Source organism: Microcoleus harperi Pol14_C6 (genome assembly GCF_036701295.1).
GTDB lineage: Bacteria > Cyanobacteriota > Cyanobacteriia > Cyanobacteriales > Microcoleaceae > Microcoleus.
Window position 1 is genome coordinate 98,219 of record NZ_JAUBQN010000013.1, and the last position, 17,906, is coordinate 116,124.

General features: G+C 47.2%; 10 protein-coding genes. 9 read left to right on the top strand and 1 reads right to left on the bottom strand.

The genetic code is table 11. The features are described 5' to 3' along the window. Positions 1 to 34 precede the first annotated feature (34 nt). The 7 genes from dnaK to QUA27_RS11910 all read left to right on the top strand — a co-directional run bounded on the left by dnaK (position 35) and on the right by QUA27_RS11910 (position 7,928). Positions 35 to 2,155 carry a molecular chaperone DnaK gene (gene dnaK, locus QUA27_RS11880; protein WP_333068168.1) on the top strand — a complete coding sequence of 707 codons (2,121 nt, stop codon included), beginning with the start codon at positions 35 to 37 and terminating at the stop codon, positions 2,153 to 2,155. 182 nt (positions 2,156 to 2,337) lie between these two features. Beyond that, on the top strand, positions 2,338 to 2,688 hold the full coding sequence (locus tag QUA27_RS11885) for a four helix bundle protein (protein WP_333068169.1): 351 nt from the start codon (positions 2,338 to 2,340) through the stop codon (positions 2,686 to 2,688). 111 nt (positions 2,689 to 2,799) lie between these two features. Further along, the gene (locus tag QUA27_RS11890) at positions 2,800 to 4,023 is read left to right on the top strand and encodes a DnaJ C-terminal domain-containing protein (protein ID WP_333068170.1); all 1,224 of its coding nucleotides are present in this window, start codon (positions 2,800 to 2,802) and stop codon (positions 4,021 to 4,023) included. A 384-nt stretch (positions 4,024 to 4,407) separates the two neighbouring features. Beyond that, a complete protein-coding gene (locus tag QUA27_RS11895) occupies positions 4,408 to 6,843 on the top strand; it encodes a dynamin family protein (RefSeq protein WP_333068171.1) in 2,436 nt (811 codons plus the stop codon). 85 nt (positions 6,844 to 6,928) lie between these two features. Continuing rightward, complete coding sequence (locus QUA27_RS11900) at positions 6,929 to 7,117, top strand: hypothetical protein (RefSeq protein WP_333068173.1); 189 nt, start codon at positions 6,929 to 6,931, stop codon at positions 7,115 to 7,117. An 80-nt stretch (positions 7,118 to 7,197) separates the two neighbouring features. After that, positions 7,198 to 7,632, top strand: coding sequence for a KGK domain-containing protein (locus QUA27_RS11905; protein WP_333068174.1), 435 nt, complete (start codon positions 7,198 to 7,200; stop codon positions 7,630 to 7,632). 50 nt (positions 7,633 to 7,682) lie between these two features. After that, on the top strand, positions 7,683 to 7,928 hold the full coding sequence (locus tag QUA27_RS11910) for an HNH endonuclease (RefSeq protein ID WP_015179287.1): 246 nt from the start codon (positions 7,683 to 7,685) through the stop codon (positions 7,926 to 7,928). A 51-nt stretch (positions 7,929 to 7,979) separates the two neighbouring features. Here the strand turns inward: QUA27_RS11910 and QUA27_RS11915 are convergent, their stop codons facing one another. After that, positions 7,980 to 11,792, bottom strand: a complete 3,813-nt coding sequence (locus QUA27_RS11915) for a glycoside hydrolase family 2 protein (RefSeq protein WP_333068175.1) — start codon at positions 11,790 to 11,792, stop codon at positions 7,980 to 7,982. Positions 11,793 to 12,021: 229 nt separating this feature from the next. On the opposite strand from QUA27_RS11915, the gene QUA27_RS11920 reads away from it, so the two are divergent. Both QUA27_RS11920 and QUA27_RS11925 read left to right on the top strand, forming a co-directional pair. Next, entirely contained in the window at positions 12,022 to 17,547 is a 5,526-nt protein-coding gene (locus QUA27_RS11920) for a PAS domain S-box protein (protein ID WP_333068176.1), read from the top strand. Between the two features lie 135 nt (positions 17,548 to 17,682). Beyond that, on the top strand, positions 17,683 to 17,859 hold the full coding sequence (locus QUA27_RS11925) for a hypothetical protein (protein WP_333068177.1): 177 nt from the start codon (positions 17,683 to 17,685) through the stop codon (positions 17,857 to 17,859). The last annotated feature ends 47 nt before the right edge of the window (positions 17,860 to 17,906 follow it).

Sequence of the window (17,906 nt, forward strand, 5' to 3'; positions counted from 1 at the left end):
AGTTACACACAACGCCACAGGAGACAACAGACGCATGGGTAAAGTAGTTGGCATTGACCTCGGAACAACAAACTCAGTAGTAGCCGTCATGGAAGGCGGCAAACCGGTTGTGATTGCCAATGCAGAAGGGATGCGGACAACTCCCTCGGTAGTCGCTTTCACAAAGGAAGGAGAACGCCTGGTGGGACAGATGGCCCGACGCCAGACTGTGCTCAACCCGCAAAACACCTTTTACGCTGTCAAGCGGTACATCGGACGCAAATATACCGAACTGACTCCAGAATCAAAGCGCGTCCCTTACACAACTCGCCGCGACGAAAACGGGAACATCAAAATCAAGTGTCCCCGCCTGAAAAAAGATTTTGCCCCAGAGGAAATTTCGGCGATGGTGTTGCGGAAACTGGCTGATGAAGCCAGCCGCTATCTGGGACAAGAGGTGACGGGGGCTGTAATTACTGTTCCCGCTTATTTCAACGACTCGCAGCGACAGGCGACGCGCGATGCGGGACGAATTGCCGGACTTGAGGTCAAACGGATTTTAAATGAGCCGACGGCTGCTTCTTTGGCTTACGGTTTGGAGAGGCGAGAAAGTCAAACTATTTTAGTGTTTGATTTGGGCGGCGGTACTTTTGATGTCTCTATCTTAGATGTAGGAGACGGAGTATTTGAAGTTAAAGCAACTAGCGGCGATACTCAATTAGGTGGCAATGATTTTGACTCTAAAATTGTTGATTGGTTGGCAGAACAATTCTTAGAAAAAGAAGGAATTGATTTGCGGAAAAATCGCCAAGCTTTGCAGCGCTTGATCGAAGCGGCTGAAAAAGCCAAGATTGAGCTGTCGGGAGTCGGTGTCACCGAGATTAATTTGCCGTTTATCGATGCCAATGAAGACGGGCCTTTGCATCTGGAAACGCGACTGACTCGCGGTCAATTTGAGGGGCTGTGCACTGATTTGGTGCAGCGGTTGCGGCGACCGGTGAAACAAGCTTTGGCTGATGCAAGTTTGAGTCCTTCTCGCATTGATGAAGTTGTGCTAGTCGGCGGTTCGACTCGCATTCCTTTGGTGCAGGAAGTTGTTCGCAGTTTGATCGATCGAGAACCGAATCAAAATGTCAATCCCGATGAAGTTGTGGCGGTGGGTGCGGCCATTCAAGCGGGGATTTTGGGTGGCGATGTCCGCGATGTGCTGCTGTTGGATGTGACGCCACTTTCGTTGGGTTTGGAAACTATCGGCGGGGTGATGAAAAAACTGATTCCTCGGAATACTACTATTCCCGTCAGGCGATCGGATATTTTTTCGACTGCTGAAAACAACCAAACTGTGGTAGAAATTCATGTCATCCAAGGGGAACGGGAATTAGGCAGAGATAATAAGTCTTTGGGACGGTTTAAACTAACTGGAATTCCACCGGCACCGCGAGGGATTCCGCAGGTACAAGTAGCTTTTGATATTGATGCTAACGGGATGCTGTTAGTGACTGCTTTGGACAAAACTACCGGCAGGGAACAAAGCATTACTGTGCAAGGTGCTTCGACGCTGACTCAGCAGGAAGTGAATCAAATGATTCGCGATGCGGAACAGTTTGCTCAAGCTGATAAGTTGCAGCGGGAAAAGGTAGAAAAACGCAATCGCGCTGAAGCTTTAGCTTATCAAGCTGAGCGGCAATTGCGAGAAGTTGCCCTCGATCGCGGAATGCAGTTTGCTCAAAGAAGCCGCCAGCGAATTGAAACTTTAATTCGGGAATTGCGAGACAGTTTGGAACGCAATGATGAGCGCGGAGTTGACCAAGTTGGTTCGGATTTGCAGGATGCTCTTTACGATTTGAGCCGGGAAGTTTCCGCGTTTGCGATGGATGATGATGATGACGATTTCTTTGAGTCTGTGAAGCGGACTTTTACGGGCGACGGTACCAAGCGGCGCAGCGATGACAGCAGCTATTATACCAATCCTAAGCCGTACAGGCGATCGACAGTCGATCCAATTCCCGATCGCCCATACGATCGTATGAACGATCGTATGGGTGATCGCATGGGCGATCGTATGGGCGATCGTATGGGCGATCGTATGGGCGATCGTAGAAGCAGTGCTAATCGCCCCACTCGCCCTTATCAAAATCAAAGCGACGATTGGGATGATGACGACGATTGGCTGTAATTGAAGGAAGAATGAAGAAGGAAGAGGGAAGAAGGAAGAAGGAAAATAACGGATTTTCAGCAGAGAATTTGTGACAGCTCTTTTCCGAATTCTTCTCAGATCCTTTCTTTCTTCTCTCCTACACTAGACTTCTTTGAATTAGATAAAGATTACTATGATAAGTAAGGAGAAAATTATGTTGTATGACCCATAGAGAACAATACATCTGGCAGCGGGGTATTTATCTTTGTCAAGTTTGCTACGAATTAACTAAATCTTTTCATTCGTCTGAACTTTATGGTATTACCAGTCAAATTCGCCGTGCATCTGTATCAGTACCAGCTAACATTGCGGAGGGATATGGGCGTGTTACTAGACAAGAGTATATTCGATATTTGCGAATAGCTCTCGGTTCGCTCAGAGAACTGGATACTCATCTAGTGATTTCTGATAGAGTAGGGTTAGCAGCGCCAGAAAAAATCTCACCAGTTATCAAAGAAGTAGATGAACTCACACGATTAATTGTCAGTACAATCAACAAACTAGAAGGATAAAACATCATCCTTCTTCCTTCTTCCTTCTTCCCTCATCCTTTATCCCTCATCTCTCATCCTTCATCCTTCTTCCCTCATCCCTCTTCCTTCTTCCTTCTTCCTTCTCCAACTATGCAGAATTTTCGCAATTACTATCTAATTTTGGGAGTGCCCAAAGATGCCACGGCTGATGAGATAAAAAAAGCCTATCGACGGCTAGCCAGACAGTTGCACCCTGACGTAAATCCGGGGGACAAATCTGCTGAAGATAGGTTTAAGGATATTAATGAAGCTTACGATATTCTTTCCGATATTGACAAGCGAGCTCAATACGATCAGTTTAGTAAGTTCTGGAAACAAAAGGGATTTCAAGGAAAGCAAGGGGTGCGACTTCCCAATTTTAAAACTTGGGGAAATGGTAAAGCTACCCGCAAAAAACCGGCCGAAGATGTCGATTTTAGTGATTACTCAGATTTTAATAAATTTCTCGACCAAGTGCTCGGAAGGCGCCGGGAAGTGAGGATGGCGACAGCGAATGATACAGCGGGAGTAGCCTCCTCTGAACCGTGGAGTACGGCTTCTAAGAAAACGAGTTATGTTGCTAATTCTCGCCCACCTAGAAGGGATTTCGACGATCGCGAAATGCGACGAGAAACAGACGATCGCGAAATGCGACGAGAAACAGACGATCGCGAAATGCGACGGGAAACAGTCGATCGCGAAATGCGACGGGAAACAGTCGATCGAGAAATGCGACGGGAGATAGTCGATCGAGAAATCAGAAGGGATATAGCCGATCGCGAAATGCGACGGGAAATTAGGGAAACAGTCGATCGCGAAACGAGAAGAGACATTGAGGCCAGGCTAACTCTACCTTTGGAAAGGGCTTATTCGGGCGGTACCGAGCGAATTCGTCTGGAAGATGGGCGAGCGATCGAGGTAAATCTGCCTCCTGCTATGGTATCAGGCCAGCGAATTCGCTTGCGAAATCAAGGTATTGGCGGCGGAGATTTATATTTGAAAATCACGGTTTCTCTCCATCCATTTTTTCGATTGGAAATGTCGGATGTTTGCTGCGAATTGCCACTGACTCCCAGCGAAGCGGTGTTAGGCGGAGATATTGAAGTACCGACGCTGGACGGCTTGGTAAAGATGAAATTGCCACCGGGAGTAACGTCTGGAAAGCGGTTGCGGCTGGCTAACAAGGGCTATCCGACAGGAAATGGCGATCGGGGCGATCAATTGGTAGAAATCCAGGTGTTAATTCCCAAAGAAATTAGTCAAGAGGAACGGGAATTATACGAAAAGTTGCGGCAGGTTGAGTCTTTTAAACCGCGTCAGGATTTATCGGTTTAATCTAGAGTACGCAATGCGCTAGTTTAATTTTGTAGGGGCGCAATAATGCGCGCCTTACTACTAATTTTATGGGAAAATCTAGCAGATGCGTTGTTAACTTTTAACGACCTCTGAGATTTAGCGACTTGGTTGTAAATAGATGATATCAAATCCGTGGGTATCGGAATTATTCATCTCTCTCTTCTCTTCCTCAGCGCCCTCTGCGGCCTCTGCGGTTTAATCCTTCCGAAATAACCGTAAACGATATGATTTGTAGCCAGAATAGCCGATCGCACTTTCAGCAATCCTGGATCGCATAAGTAAAATTACTGTTGTGATTATTCCTGAACTAGCAGAGAATTAAAACTAAGGTAATTTTCCCACAATCAGGAGCAGTGTGCAGCGATGACTCAAATGCCCCCTCAATGCAACAATCTGCAAGAGCAAGTTGACTCTTTACTGCAACTGCTGCGTCAGGAACCGTCTTTGCGACAACAAGATATCACGGCGGTACAAGCTTCTCTGAAAAAGGCAATTTCTCCCGAGTTTGAAATTGTGTTTGCAGGCGCTTTCAGTGCGGGTAAATCGATGCTGATTAATGCTTTGCTGGAGCGGGAATTGCTCTACAGTGCTGAAGGACACGCGACAGGTACTGAATGTTATATCGCCTTTGCTGAGCCGGAAAAAGAGCGCGTTGTTCTCACTTTTTTGAGCGAGTTTGAGATTAGCCAGCAAGCTTCTGTGCTTTGCCATCAGTTAGGTTTAACTACTGAACTTAATATTAATCAAACAGATGTAGTGTCGCTGTTGTCTCAGGGATGTAACATAATTATTCAAACGGAAGGCGGCGAAAATAAATCGGAACTAGCCAAAAAAGCTAAGGCTTTGATGCTGCTGTTAGAAGGTTTTGAGGCAAATCGCGAGCGCATCCAAACTCTCGACAACGCTACCTATTCGATGGAACAGTTTAACTTTTCCAATCTCAAGGAAGCTGCTAGTTATGCCCGTCGCGGTAGCAACAGTGCTGTACTCAAGCGAGTAGAATATTACTGTTATCATCCCTTGCTACAAGATGGCAATATTATTATTGATACGCCGGGAATTGATGCGCCGGTGCAGCGGGATGCAGAATTGACTTATGATAAGATTGAAAGCCCGGATACTTCGGCGGTTGTCTGCGTTTTGAAAGCAGCTTCGTCTGGGGAAATGACGACGGAAGAAACCGAGCTGATGGAAAAAACACGGGGAAATCCGGGAATTCGCGATCGGCTTTTTTACATTTTCAACCGCATTGACGAAACTTGGTACAACACGCAACTGCGACAGCGCTTAGAAAATCTGATTAATTCCGACTTTCGCGATACTGCGAGAGTTTATAAAACTAGCGGATTGTTGGGATTTTACGGGAGTTTGATTCGCGGGACAACAGGGCGCGATCGCTTTGGTTTAAATACAATCTTTGCCAGCAGTCAAGGGCGAGTTTCTGGAGATGATAAATTAGATTCAGAGTTTCTCGGTAATAGTGAAGAAACACCGCAATTTGTCAGCGAGTTTAACCGATACTGTGCGAATTCGGGCAAGCTATCTCCGAGCAAATTTCGCATTTCAGTTAACAGCTACGAAACACCCAATGAAAACTACGTGCGGATTCTTGCAGAGCAAGGACAACCATTAATTGCTCAATTAATTCAAGATAGCGGTATCGAAGATTTTCGCACAGCCATCACCCGTTACCTCACCGAAGAAAAACGCCCGCAACTCTTCAAAAATCTTGCTGACGATTTAGAAGATTTGTGCATTCAACTGCGGAAACATTACCAAACAATTCAGCGGAATTTGGACAGCCAGCCCCGCGAAATTGAAGCAATGAAAGCACAGGAACTTTTGCGGCTAAATCAAGAATTGCAGCAAGTCGGACAGGATTTTCGGGAACATATCGCCGAAGAAGTCAATGAAATGATTATGAATAAATGCGATATTTTCGATACAGACTTTCGGCAACTGCAATCTCGGATGATCCGGCGCTTGGATGAGTTGTTAGACGGATTTTCTGTTGAGGCGGCTTACGGACGCACTTTGCGGAATCATCCCCGGAATGCGACAGCACCTTTAATTGCTGTTTTAGTTGAAGCACTTTATTATTTAGCGAATCAGTTGGAAGATATTTTAGTAGAGGCTACTAAGTCACTGGTTGATAATTATTTCCAGTATTTGAAAGATAGCGTTCGCAAGTCAGAATACTATCGATTACTTTATCGGTTGTTGGGGAACGACGGGGGAATTGAACAGCAGTTAGAGGAGTTATCAAAGCGGGTTTCTGATGCTTTGGTAAATGCGGCGGGTGTTGAGTGCGATCGCTACGTGCGAGAAAGTCCCCGTTTTTACGACGAAGGCACATTTTCAATTTATCAATTCCGGGAAACATTGCAGCAAACTTCTCAAGGTTACGACTGCGAAAACATGGTAGACGCCCAACCCGCAATTCGGCAATTATTGCGGCTGGATTTTGAGCCGAAAGTATCTAGAACTATTCGGCAAACTTTCCGTCAAACTGTCAACCAAACGCTGAAAGAGCATTTGTTGCCGCTGGCCCAAAAGCAAGCTGATGATATTTTGCAGAAATACAGTCAAGCCCGCGATTATTTGGAGCAAACTTTGGCACAGGAAGCGGAGGAAAAGATTGCTGGGAATCTGCGGCGGCAAGCTGAGAATGAAGAAAAGATCAAAGAGTACGATCGGGCGGTTTCAGGGATTAATAGTTGTTTGCAGGCGATGAAGTTGCACGAGCATTTGTTGCCTGTAATCGGACAAAATGATGGTGTTTCGGTGGATGGTGAATGATTGCAATTTTGGCGAATTCTATTCACCGGGTCTTTTTATTGTGTTTATTGTGCTATAATAGCCAACAAAGAGCGACTTTAATCCTATGAACATTCGCCAAAAAATTTTAACAATAATCGAACAACTTCCAGAGGATAAGTTAGAAACACTTCTGAACCTAGCCCTATTCTTGAAAAGTGGAAAAGAATCTGTTCAACCGATGCTTGTATCCCAAGCTTATCAAGATTGGCTGAGTGCGGAAAATGACATTTATGACGAAATATTTGCCGAGTGAGCCATCAAACATCCGCGTTCATTCGCGTTCATCTGCGGTTAAAACTCATGGCTAAAAAACCTATTAGGTGAGATATCAACATGGAAGATAAATTTGATTTTCACAACTGCGGTAATGAGGATGCTTTATCTTTCGGTAACGCAATGCTTAAAGTTGAAAAACTCAAGGAAACAGTAAATGGAGTTTTGCCTGAATATGGGTTAGGAGAGAAACTAACTCACTTGTTGAATCAACAAAAACTCTACATTTATGTAGGTTCAAATACTGACCAACAACCTAATGCTTATGAGAACTGGTTTGGTGAAGGTATAGATTGTGAAATTCTCAGAGTGGGTGCTAATGGCTGGAAGAAAGGAAAGATGAAGCTTAAACTCAATGTCACTATAGAGTTTTGCCCCGACGAACCTGAAGTAGAAGAAACACCAGAAAACAACGAATCAGAAACTAGCAAACCCGAATCTCCCCTTGACGATTTGCGTCGCCAACTTCTCAATCAAGAAAACTCACCCAGCTAATCCATCAAACATCCGGGTTAATTCGCGTTCATCTGCGGTTAAAAATCATCATGTCTAAAACCCCAAGAATTCCCATTCCCCCAGAAGTCAGAAAATACGTATTTACTCGCAATAAATACCAGTGCCAAAGCTGCGGCCAAACCAAACTAGAAACCCAACTGACGATCGATCATATCATCCCCCTAGCGCGCGGCGGCAGCAACGACATCAGCAACTTGCAAACCCTCTGCGGCACCTGCAACCAAAAGAAAACCGACAAACTAGACCCCCGCTTCCGCCGTCACTTTGACCTGTAATATCCTCCATAAAATCCGCGTTAATCCGCGTTCATCTGCGGTTAAAAACTTCTACCATCGATAATACCGATAAGGATCGTCCCCATTCTCAAAATCCGCCTTGTAATCCCAGTGATAAAAATCCCGACTCGCACCGTTAAAAATATCTCTATCCGCCTTAAAACTCGCCCCTAAATTAGCCAAAATCTGAGCATTTGCCCTGGTTTGCCGCCAGCGAGTAAAACGCAAATAAGTCTTAGTATCAGCATTCAAACTGTCCGGTTCAATCTGAGAAAAAATCGCCACACCCTTGCCCACTTGTACCCGACTTAACAAACCGTCAGCGCCGATTTCTCCCCCAGACTTAATCAACCAAGTATCATAAAAAGAGCGCGATCGCACATCTGAGGCACTAACCCCCTTCACCTCATCCCAACTCGGAACCGCCAGCGAACCGCCGAAATCCTGCGCTTGCTGCAAACCCACGCCCAAACCCGCAGCAGGCACTTGACGCGGCAAGAAAAATGCCTTTCCGCCAGCATTCAAATAATCGCGCAAATCTGCATCTTTCAGATTCGCTTCTCTCCCCACAATTGCCAAACCAACATCATTAGAAAGCGAACTAGCGCGGTGATAAATTACCCCCAAACTGTCCAACTTTTGGGCATCTCCATCTCCCCCAATTAAAACCACTTTATCCGGCTTTCCAAGTACCGGAGAATTCATCCCGTAACTCACAATTTGTTGCACTAACTGCGCCGCCCCAGCATCTACAGAATAATGGTCTTCCAAATCCAACTCGTTTAAAATCAGCCGCCCTTTTCCGTAATCCAATTCCATCAGCGGCGAATAAGCTAAATCAAACTCTGATTCCAAAATAGGGCGCCAACCGCTGCGGTGCGGTTTCTCAATTGAAGCGCTGCTGACACCGCCGCGGTTTCCCCAACGCCAGCCATACCAAGGTTTATTTGCCGGACTTAAATTAGGGCCAGTTTGGATCGTATCTGGATAAGCTTCAACCAGCGTGCTTTCCCCCACCCAATCCCGCAAATCTTCACTGTCTAAACCGCTAATTGCCGGGTGGTTGCTGTCAAGTGGATAAGCGCGGCGGCTGACGTGGGCAGCAACCCGGAAACCCGTATTTTCCAGCCATTCCCTGCGCTGAGGAAACACAATTGCTTTGCCGCCGTTTCGCACAAAACTTTCTAAACTTCCCGGCAATTTTTCCCCGCTATAAAACGCTTCCCTACCGATAATTAATAGCGATGAAACTTGCGAACCATTCCACGGTACAAGCTGATAACCTAATTGTTTTAACATTGCCGATGTTTTGCCCACTGGATCGAAAATTGTCACCGAATCTTTGATGTTAGATTGTTTGGGAAAAACGCGGAAAGCAAATGTATCAGAATGCGATCGATCGCCCACCCGTGCAGTTAAGCGTATTTCGCCGTCAGCCTTGCTAGAAATGGTATTTTGCAAATTTACGTTTATTGGGAAAAATAGGGTGCCTGCCGGAGCAATTATCCCTTTGTTATCGCCTTTTTTTACTTCTTTTCCCCCCACTAAAACCCGCCAATTAAACGAAAATTCTTGCGCCGCCCGCGTATCGTTAATTAACACTACTTGCTTTTCCAGTTTTCCGCCCACAAACAAATTGTGATCTTTGGCAGTAAAAACCGGGCTAGCACCCGCAATCCAAGCCAAAGTCGAGCTATTATTATTAATAATTGCCTCGCCCCCAGGATGAACAATATAAGCTTCGGGCTGCAAATAATTCAAAAGATTATTCGAGACTTGCTTCAAATAAACTCCCCGGTCACCAGGTTGAAATGCCCCAATATCCACCTTTTTTCTGCCAGCTTCGGAAACTTCCCAACCGTGCCCGTCATTCCAAGGAATCATCCCCCCGGACATTCCAAAAGTCCGCCAACTCCGCCAAGTATTTGTACTGAATAACTGCTGCAACTTTTGAAAAGCGGGTGCAAAATCTAACTCTTTTTTACCATGCCAGCTTTGATACTCCTGACCCTTGACAAACTGATCGCGAATTTTAGATTTATAAGCCGCCGTTTCCAACTCGTAAGCCTGCTTGCCAAAATAAATGGCCGCAAACTCAGTCATCCAAGGTTCGCTGAGAATCGCCTGACCAAACCCTTTGCGGCCCCGCATCATAGTTGCGTGCAGAGGAGTCCCAAACTCGACTGCCATGTAGGGTATTTCTCCGGTTTTACTCCACTCAGAAATCCACTCTTCCCGTTCTTGCAAGGGAATCATATTTAAATAAGTATTCAGCGCATAAACATCACCGAAGTGGGCGCCTTGGTGTACCATCACAGGTCTGGTTGGGTCTGCCGATTTAATCCCAGCTATAGCGTCATTTCCTAGGGGAGTGTTCACCCGCAAACGCTGGTTTTCGGGGGGGCTGAGAGTTCCTTCTACTTTGCTTTTGCCGATGCGACGGGGATTTAGGTCGTCAGCGTTGCCGAAAAAATTAGGACTTGTCGCCCACATTAATACTGATGGATGATTGCGGTAGCGGCGCATTTCAGTCACCATTCGGGCTTTCCAGCGGTCGTTCCAGTAAGGGTTTTTCCACTTGCCGTTCCAAGCGATAGGACTAATATCTAAAGCGGGAGCCATAATGGGCAAACCTTTGAGGTCTGCTCTTTCGGAAAATAACTCTCGGAAGTGCCACCTACCCCGCTCGTCGTGATTCCAAGGCCACATTTCTGTTATGTTAAAACCTGCTTTTACGTAGCCATCAATTAGGCTATCAGAAACTTCTAGTATCCCGCCTTGCCAAGAATCGAAGTGCAAGTTTGGTCGCAGCCGAAATTCGGTTCCGTTTAAGAAAAATTTGCGCCCTTCTATCCAAAATTCCCGGAAGCCAAAAGGTTGGTGGTATTGCGTGTCTATGCCGCTGCCTTTTACTTCTAATTGCAGGGTGTAAAGGTTTGGTTGCCCGATATCCCAAAGACGGGGATTTGGCCAATTCCACTGAACTTGTATGGTTTGAATGGGTTTAGCTTGAACCTTGGCATTTGCGGTGAATTTTTGTTGTACTTTGCCTTTTTCGTCGAGCATTTCCGCGATTAATTCAACTTGACCGTTTTGGGCAACGTCTTTGAGTTCTACATCTAATTTAACTTGCTTTTTTCGGGTGGAAGTTTGGACGAATACGTCGCTAATTAGCGGACCTGGGGGAAGGCTCAGAAGTCGTACCTCGCCGATAATTCCCCGCGATTGCAACTGGGATTTTTCTGTGTAGATTTCTGTGGGACCCATGATGACGGCTTTTTCCTTTTCATCGGATACTGCCACCACTAAAATAGATAGGGTGTTTTGACCTGGTTTTGCTACTTTGGTAAGTTCAATAGTGCCGTAGGGCCAGGGAATTTCACCGCAGTTAATGCCGTTGACAAAGATGACTGCATCCGTGCTGACTCTGGCTAAGTCGAGAAAAATTCTGCGGTTTTTCCAGTCGCCGGGAATGTCTATATTTCTCTGATACCAAGCTTTTGAAAGTTGTTGGCTGTTGAAGTTTTCCCAATCTTTGCCGTTGCCGCGAGTGATGATTCCGGGTACGGATTGGTTGTTTTCTTTTTGCCAATCTCCGGGTACTTGGATGGAACCCCAACTTGGAGAGACGGGGGGGTTTTTGGGGTTGCCAACTGCGGGGACAAATTGCCAAGTTCCGTTGAGATAAATTTGGGATCGTTTGTTGTCGATCGCCCCGACGGCCAGGGTGGTAAGATTTGGGAAGCCGATCGATATCGCTGAGTTGCTGGCTAAGTTGGGATTTTGCAGCGCGTAACCGACGAATCCAAAAAGGGTGGCGGCTGCGAAAAATAATCCAATAATTTTGGCCAGCTTGTGATTCACTCGCTTATTGCTCCCAGAAATTAGATAATCTAATTTGTCCCTGGATCTATGATAGCAGTTGATTCAGCAGAAATTCCGCAGCCAATCTGTCTGTGGGAAGATGGCAGAGAACCGACAAATGTGGTTTTGTATAGAAAAAATAAATACTTAGTTTTAACTAAGTTTTAACAAGGTTGTTTCATCGACATCAGCAATAGTGCGATCGCGCCATCGCTACAGGTCAACAAAAATGAGCCAGTTTGAGGTCTTGCCCTTACCCATTAAATCTTACAGTATTGCTACATTTAGTGCCGGCACGGCTTTACTGCTGACAACTCTGTTACTGTTTTCCTTCCAGGCAGCTCCTGCAATCTTACTTTTGGCCGCTGCAATGGTTAGCGCTTGGTATGCTGGCTTAAAGTCCGCAGCACAAGAACTAGAAATAGAACGTAATATTATTTCCAAAGTAATTGACACGACGGCTTGCTTAATTGTAGTTCTCGACAGCCAAGGACGGATTGTCCGCTTTAACCAAGCTTGCGAAAAAACTACAGGCTACTCGACAGCAGAAGTAATCAATAAATATGTGTGGGATTTGTTCTTAATCCCCGAAGAAATAGATCCTGTTAAAACTGTTTTTACCAAGCTAAAGGTAGAAAATTATAACAGCGAATATCAAAACTATTGGCGCACTAAAAACGGCGAGAAACGCTTAATTTCATGGTTGAATACTGTGACAACAGATGGCGAGGGTTTGGTAGAATATGTGATAGCAACTGGCATTGATATTACTGAGCGCAAAGAAGCAGAAAGAGCCCTGGCTTTATCCTACACTAAGCTAGAAAGTCGTGTTAAAGAACGCACAGCAGAACTAACAGTAGCTAAAGAAGCGCTGCAAGCTCAAGAAGAACGATTTCGCTGTTTAAGTTCGTGTTCGCCAGTCGGCATTTTTATGGCAGATTTTGAGGGGCGCTACACCTATGCAAACCCTCGCTTTCAGGCTATTTGCGGCTTGAGTTTGACAGAAATTTTAGGAGACGGTTGGGAGAATTGCATCCACCCGGAAGACAGCGATCGCGTATTGGCCCGATGGTTGGATTATACTCGGCAAGGTGGGGAATATGCGATCGAGTATCGCCTGCAAACACCACAGGGGATTGTGCGCTGGATTAACGTTTGTTCCTCGCCGATGTTCTCCGACTCCGGCGAACTCATCGGACACGTGGGCACGGTGAGAGATGTCACGGAAAGACAACAAGCGCAAGCAGCTTTAGCAAGCAGCGAACAGCAACTGAGAACGCTGCTAGAAAATACGCCAGACATCATTATCCGCACGGACAAAGAACTGCGTTATATGTATGTCAATAAAGCAGTGGAAAGAAGCCAAGGAAAACCGCTTTCATTCTTTTTGGGTAAAACCAGTCAAGAAATAGGAATGCCGCCGGAACTGTGCCAAATGTGGGATGAAACCCTGCACAAAGTGTTAGAAACGGGTCGAGAAGAAATTGTCGAATTTCAGGCATTCTCAATCAACGGCATCCGAAGTTATCAATCCCGCGTAGTTCCCGAATTGGACAAAAATGGCGTACCAGAATCCGCCTTAATTGTAGCCCGCGATATTACAGAAATAAAACTTGCAGAAACTCAAAGATTGCAGTTAACAATCGAGCAAACAGCGAGGGAAAAAGCGGAAATAGAACAGCAGCGCTCGGCTTTTTTAGCAGAAGTCAGCAAAATGCTGGCTGATGCGTTTGACGGGGAAAGGGTGCTGCAAAAGGTAGCAGAATTAGCAATAAATTCGATCGCCGACGGGTGCTGCATTCATTTGACCGAAAGCGACTCAAAACTGCGCCGAGTGGCTGTGGCTCACGCAGAAGCCTCTATAGTTGATAGTCTGAATAACTTGAGAATCCGAAGTTTGAGCGCCGACAATGCTGTTAACGGCTATCCGCTGGTAATCCGCACCGGAACATCCGAACTAATTACCGAAGTGGATGAGCAGATTTTAGCAGCAGGAGCCGAAAATGCAGCAGAAATGGAAAAATTGCGATCGCTCAATATCGGATCTCACGCTTGCGTACCGCTGAAAGCCCGCGGGCGGGTAATGGGTTCGATCACTTGCTTTACGTCAAAGTTTGGCCGCCGCTACAGTGCAGAAGACTTGGCAATGCTAGAAGATTTAGCATATCGCGTGGCGATCGCCCTAGACAACGCCAGACTTTACACAGAAGCGCAAGAAGCACTATCTAAAACATCGCAATCCTTCGCCTTAATTGACTCGCTATTAGAAGCATCTCCCCTAGCGATTTGCTTTCTGGATAGCGAAATGCGCTTCATTCGTATCAATCAAGTTTTAGCCGAACTCCACGGTTTGCCCGCCGAACAGCATATTGGTAAAGACTTCCGGCAATTGTTGCCAGAACATGCAGCCAAATTTGCGCCGATAATTAAGCAAGTTTTAGCAACCGGTCAGCCTGTTTTAAACTTAGAAATGAGCGGCGAACATGATGGAAAACCGGGATATTTCGGCTACTGGCTCGCCAACTACTACCCGGTGAAAAATGAAAGAGAAGAAATAATCGGAGTAGGCCTAATTATCACAGATATTACCGCAGCAAAACAAACCGAATTAGCTTTGCGGGAAAGCGAAATGCGCTGCCGCAGCGTGGTAGAATCTAACATGATCGGCATCGGTTTCTGGGATGTCAGCGGCGAAGTTACTGACGCTAACGACGCCTTACTGGAAATGATCGGATATACGAGGGAAGACTTAGTTTCGGGACTGATTCGCTGGAGCGAACTTACGGCGCCGGAATATCTAGAACTCGATCGCATCGCCCTCGCGCAAGTCGAAGCAGAAGGAAGTTGCGCGCCTTTTGAAAAAGAATATCTCCGCAAAGACGGCACGCGCTTCCCAGTTTTAGTCGGCGGCGGAAACTTCCAAGGATGCACAGACAAAGGAGCATTCTTCGTACTCGATATCACCGATCGCAAACAAGCTCAAAATCAACTTCGAGAAAACGAAATACGCATTCGCCGCCAACTAGCAGAACTCGACTTAGTTTACAAGACAACACCGGTTGGGCTGTGCTTTGTCGATACCAATTTGCGCTACATCCGCCTGAACGAATGCCTCGCTGCGATCAACGGGCGATCGATCGCGGATCACATCGGGCGCACCGTTAGAGAAGTAATTCCCGAAATGGCCGATATGGTAGAGCGGATTTACCGCCAAGTGCTGGCGACGCAAACCCCCGTGCTCGACTTGGAAATTAAGGCCGAAACCAAGCAACAGCCGGGAGTTTTGCGGGATTGGCAAATCAGCTTTTACCCAGTGAGCGATGAATCAGGAACACTGCTGGGAGTCAGCAGCGTGGTTGCCGAAATTACCGATCGCAAACAAGCAAAACGGCTAGTGCAGCAAAGCGAAGCCATATTCCGGCGGCTGTTTGAGTCAAATATTTTCGGAGTCGCGATCGGCGATTTTAGCGGCCGCATCGCCTACGCCAACCAATCCCTGCTCAACATGGTCGGCTACACCCGCTCAGAGTTGCTCTCGGGTCAAATGCGGTGGGACAGGATGACCCCCCCCGAATACCTGCACCTCGACGCCCTGGCGGCCGGGGAACTGCGGGCTAAGGGAGTCGCAACTCCTTTCAAGAAAGAGTACATCCGCAAAGATGGCAGCCGCGTGCCGATTCTGATGGGCGGAACCACTCTGAACCCTGACGCTCGCGAACCAGAGACGATCGTCGCATTCTACATCGACTTGACCGAGATCTCGCGGGTGGAAGCAGAACTCAAATACAATCAAGAACGGCTGCAAATCGCTCAGCAAGCAGGGAAAATCGGAACTTTTGAATGGAACATCCAAACCGGCGAAATCGCTTGTACGCCGGAGTTAGAGGCTTTGTACGGGCTGCCGGCCGGTGGTATCGACAGCTATCAAAATTGGGTGGAAATGGTGCATCCAGACGATCGCGCTTTGACTCAACAGCAGGTAAAAGCTGCGGCGGTGTCCGGGGAGGAATTAAACATAGAGTTCCGCATCTGCCGCCCGGACAAAAGCGTGGGCTGGATTGCTTGCAGGGCTAAGGTGTTTCAGGACGATCGGGGTTTGCCTTTGCGGATGATCGGGGTGAACGTCGATATCACCGATCGCAAACAAGCAGAAGCCGCGCGATCGCACATCCATCAAACTTTAGAAGCCTTGATTCAGGCTTGTCCCCTAGCAATTACCGTTTTGGACTGCGACGACGGCACTGTGAAAATGTGGAACCCAGCCGCCGAGAGGATTTTTGGCTGGCATGAATCAGAAGCGGTAGGTCAATTTGTGCCCTGCGTTCCCGCAGACAAGCGGGAGGAATTCACGGCTAATTTGAAAAGAATTCGCGAAGGAAACGCGATCGCCGGCATGGAAACCCACCGCCAAAGGAAAGACGGCAGCTCGATCGACATCAGTTTGTGGGCAACTCCAGTCCGCGACAGCAACGGCAATATCAACTGTATGTCGATCGTCGCCGACATCAGCGATCGCAAGCAAGTCGAGGCCCAACGCGCTCAGTTGCTCGATCGCGAACAGGCCGCGCGGGCGGAAGCAGAAGCGATCAGCCGCCGGAAAGACGAGTTTCTAGACTCTCTTTCCCACGAATTGCGAACGCCTATAAATGTGATTCAGGGGTGGGCACAGATCCTGCGCGCCCACCCCTACAACCAAGATAAATTAGCTTGCGGTTTGGAAGCCATCGAGCGTCAGTCGAAGGTGCAGATCCAGCTAGTGGAAGATTTGCTCGACGTTTCCCGGATTATTCAAGGCAAGCTGGCTCTGAAACCCGGCTGGTTCTACATGGTAAGGACGATCGAGGCGGCTCATAATTCAGTTCGTTTGGCAGCCGAGGCCAAGTCTGTCACCGTTTCGTTAGAACTTGACCCCGCAGTCGGCTTGATGTGGGGCGACGCCCAGAGGTTGCAGCAGGTAGTGTGGAATTTGCTGACTAACGCCGTGAAGTTTACGCCTTCGGGGGGAAATGTCGAACTGCGCTTGTCTGCGGTGGCTCTTAGCGATTCCTCATCACCCAATTACGTGCAAATTACTGTCAGCGATACCGGAAAGGGCATTCCTGCTGATTTTCTGCCCTACGTGTTCGATCGCTTCCGACAAGCAGACGCCTCGAAAACTAAGGCTGAGGGCGGTTTGGGACTGGGATTGGCGATCGTCGAGCACTTGGTGCAACTCCACGGGGGCACTGTGACTGCGGAAAGTCCCGGTAAAAACCAGGGTTCGACATTTACGGTGACACTGCCACTCAAACAGCCTCGGAGTCAGCAGTCCCAGTTTAGAGGAGAAAGGAAATCCAATCCAACGCCTCCGGGTATTTTGGCTGGTTTAAAGGTGTTGGTAGTTGACGACGAACCCGACAACCGCGAGTTTTTGATGGTTGCTCTCGAACAGTGCGGGGCGACTGCGACTGCGGTTGCTTCGGCTGCGGAGGCGATCGACATTTTACAGCAGTCGCCGCCGGATATTTTAGTTAGTGATATCGGTATGCCCGTTGAGGACGGCTACTCGCTGATCCGCAAAGTGCGATCGTCCGCATCCGACCAACTCAAGCGCTTGCCGTCCGTGGCGCTAACAGCTTATGCTAGCGAACAAGACCGCGATCGGGCGATCGCCACTGGTTACAACGAACACTTAACAAAGCCGATCGAACCCGCTCTCTTCGCCGCCGTTTTAGCCAAGTTAACAAATTTACAGTCAGGCGATCGGGTTCGATGAACGCACAAATAAGATCATTTCTGTTTGATTCGGATTTGTATGATGTTAAATCTTTTAGGGGCGGGTTTACCAATAATAATTGCCCATAATCTACAATCTTATAAACCCGCCCCCCACTGGCTTTTTATTAACAACATGATGACCGATACACACAAAGCAATTATAAAATTTATCACAGTTTTTGCAAGTAAAAATGAATCAAATTCCCAACAGCTAGAAACAGAACTAACAGAAGCAAATTTTCCCATCCGCCTCCAATCTTCGCTAGTAGTTGGCTGTATTGAACCGGGCGGCAATTTTGCCAGTTTTTAGGGCGCGCCAATTGCCGGGAAAGGCACGCTACAGCAGTTAAAATACGA

Excerpts from the sequence above, each read along its gene's own strand:
- dnaK (WP_333068168.1), top strand. The coding sequence starts at position 35 with ATGGGTAAAGTAGTTGGCATTGACCTCGGAACAACAAACTCAGTAGTA.
- QUA27_RS11890 (WP_333068170.1), top strand. The coding sequence starts at position 2,800 with ATGCAGAATTTTCGCAATTACTATCTAATTTTGGGAGTGCCCAAAGAT.
- QUA27_RS11905 (WP_333068174.1), top strand. The coding sequence starts at position 7,198 with ATGGAAGATAAATTTGATTTTCACAACTGCGGTAATGAGGATGCTTTA.
- QUA27_RS11920 (WP_333068176.1), top strand. The coding sequence starts at position 12,022 with ATGAGCCAGTTTGAGGTCTTGCCCTTACCCATTAAATCTTACAGTATT.
- QUA27_RS11910 (WP_015179287.1), top strand. The coding sequence starts at position 7,683 with ATGTCTAAAACCCCAAGAATTCCCATTCCCCCAGAAGTCAGAAAATAC.
- QUA27_RS11885 (WP_333068169.1), top strand. The coding sequence starts at position 2,338 with ATGACCCATAGAGAACAATACATCTGGCAGCGGGGTATTTATCTTTGT.
- QUA27_RS11895 (WP_333068171.1), top strand. The coding sequence starts at position 4,408 with ATGACTCAAATGCCCCCTCAATGCAACAATCTGCAAGAGCAAGTTGAC.
- QUA27_RS11925 (WP_333068177.1), top strand. The coding sequence starts at position 17,683 with ATGATGACCGATACACACAAAGCAATTATAAAATTTATCACAGTTTTT.
- QUA27_RS11900 (WP_333068173.1), top strand. The coding sequence starts at position 6,929 with ATGAACATTCGCCAAAAAATTTTAACAATAATCGAACAACTTCCAGAG.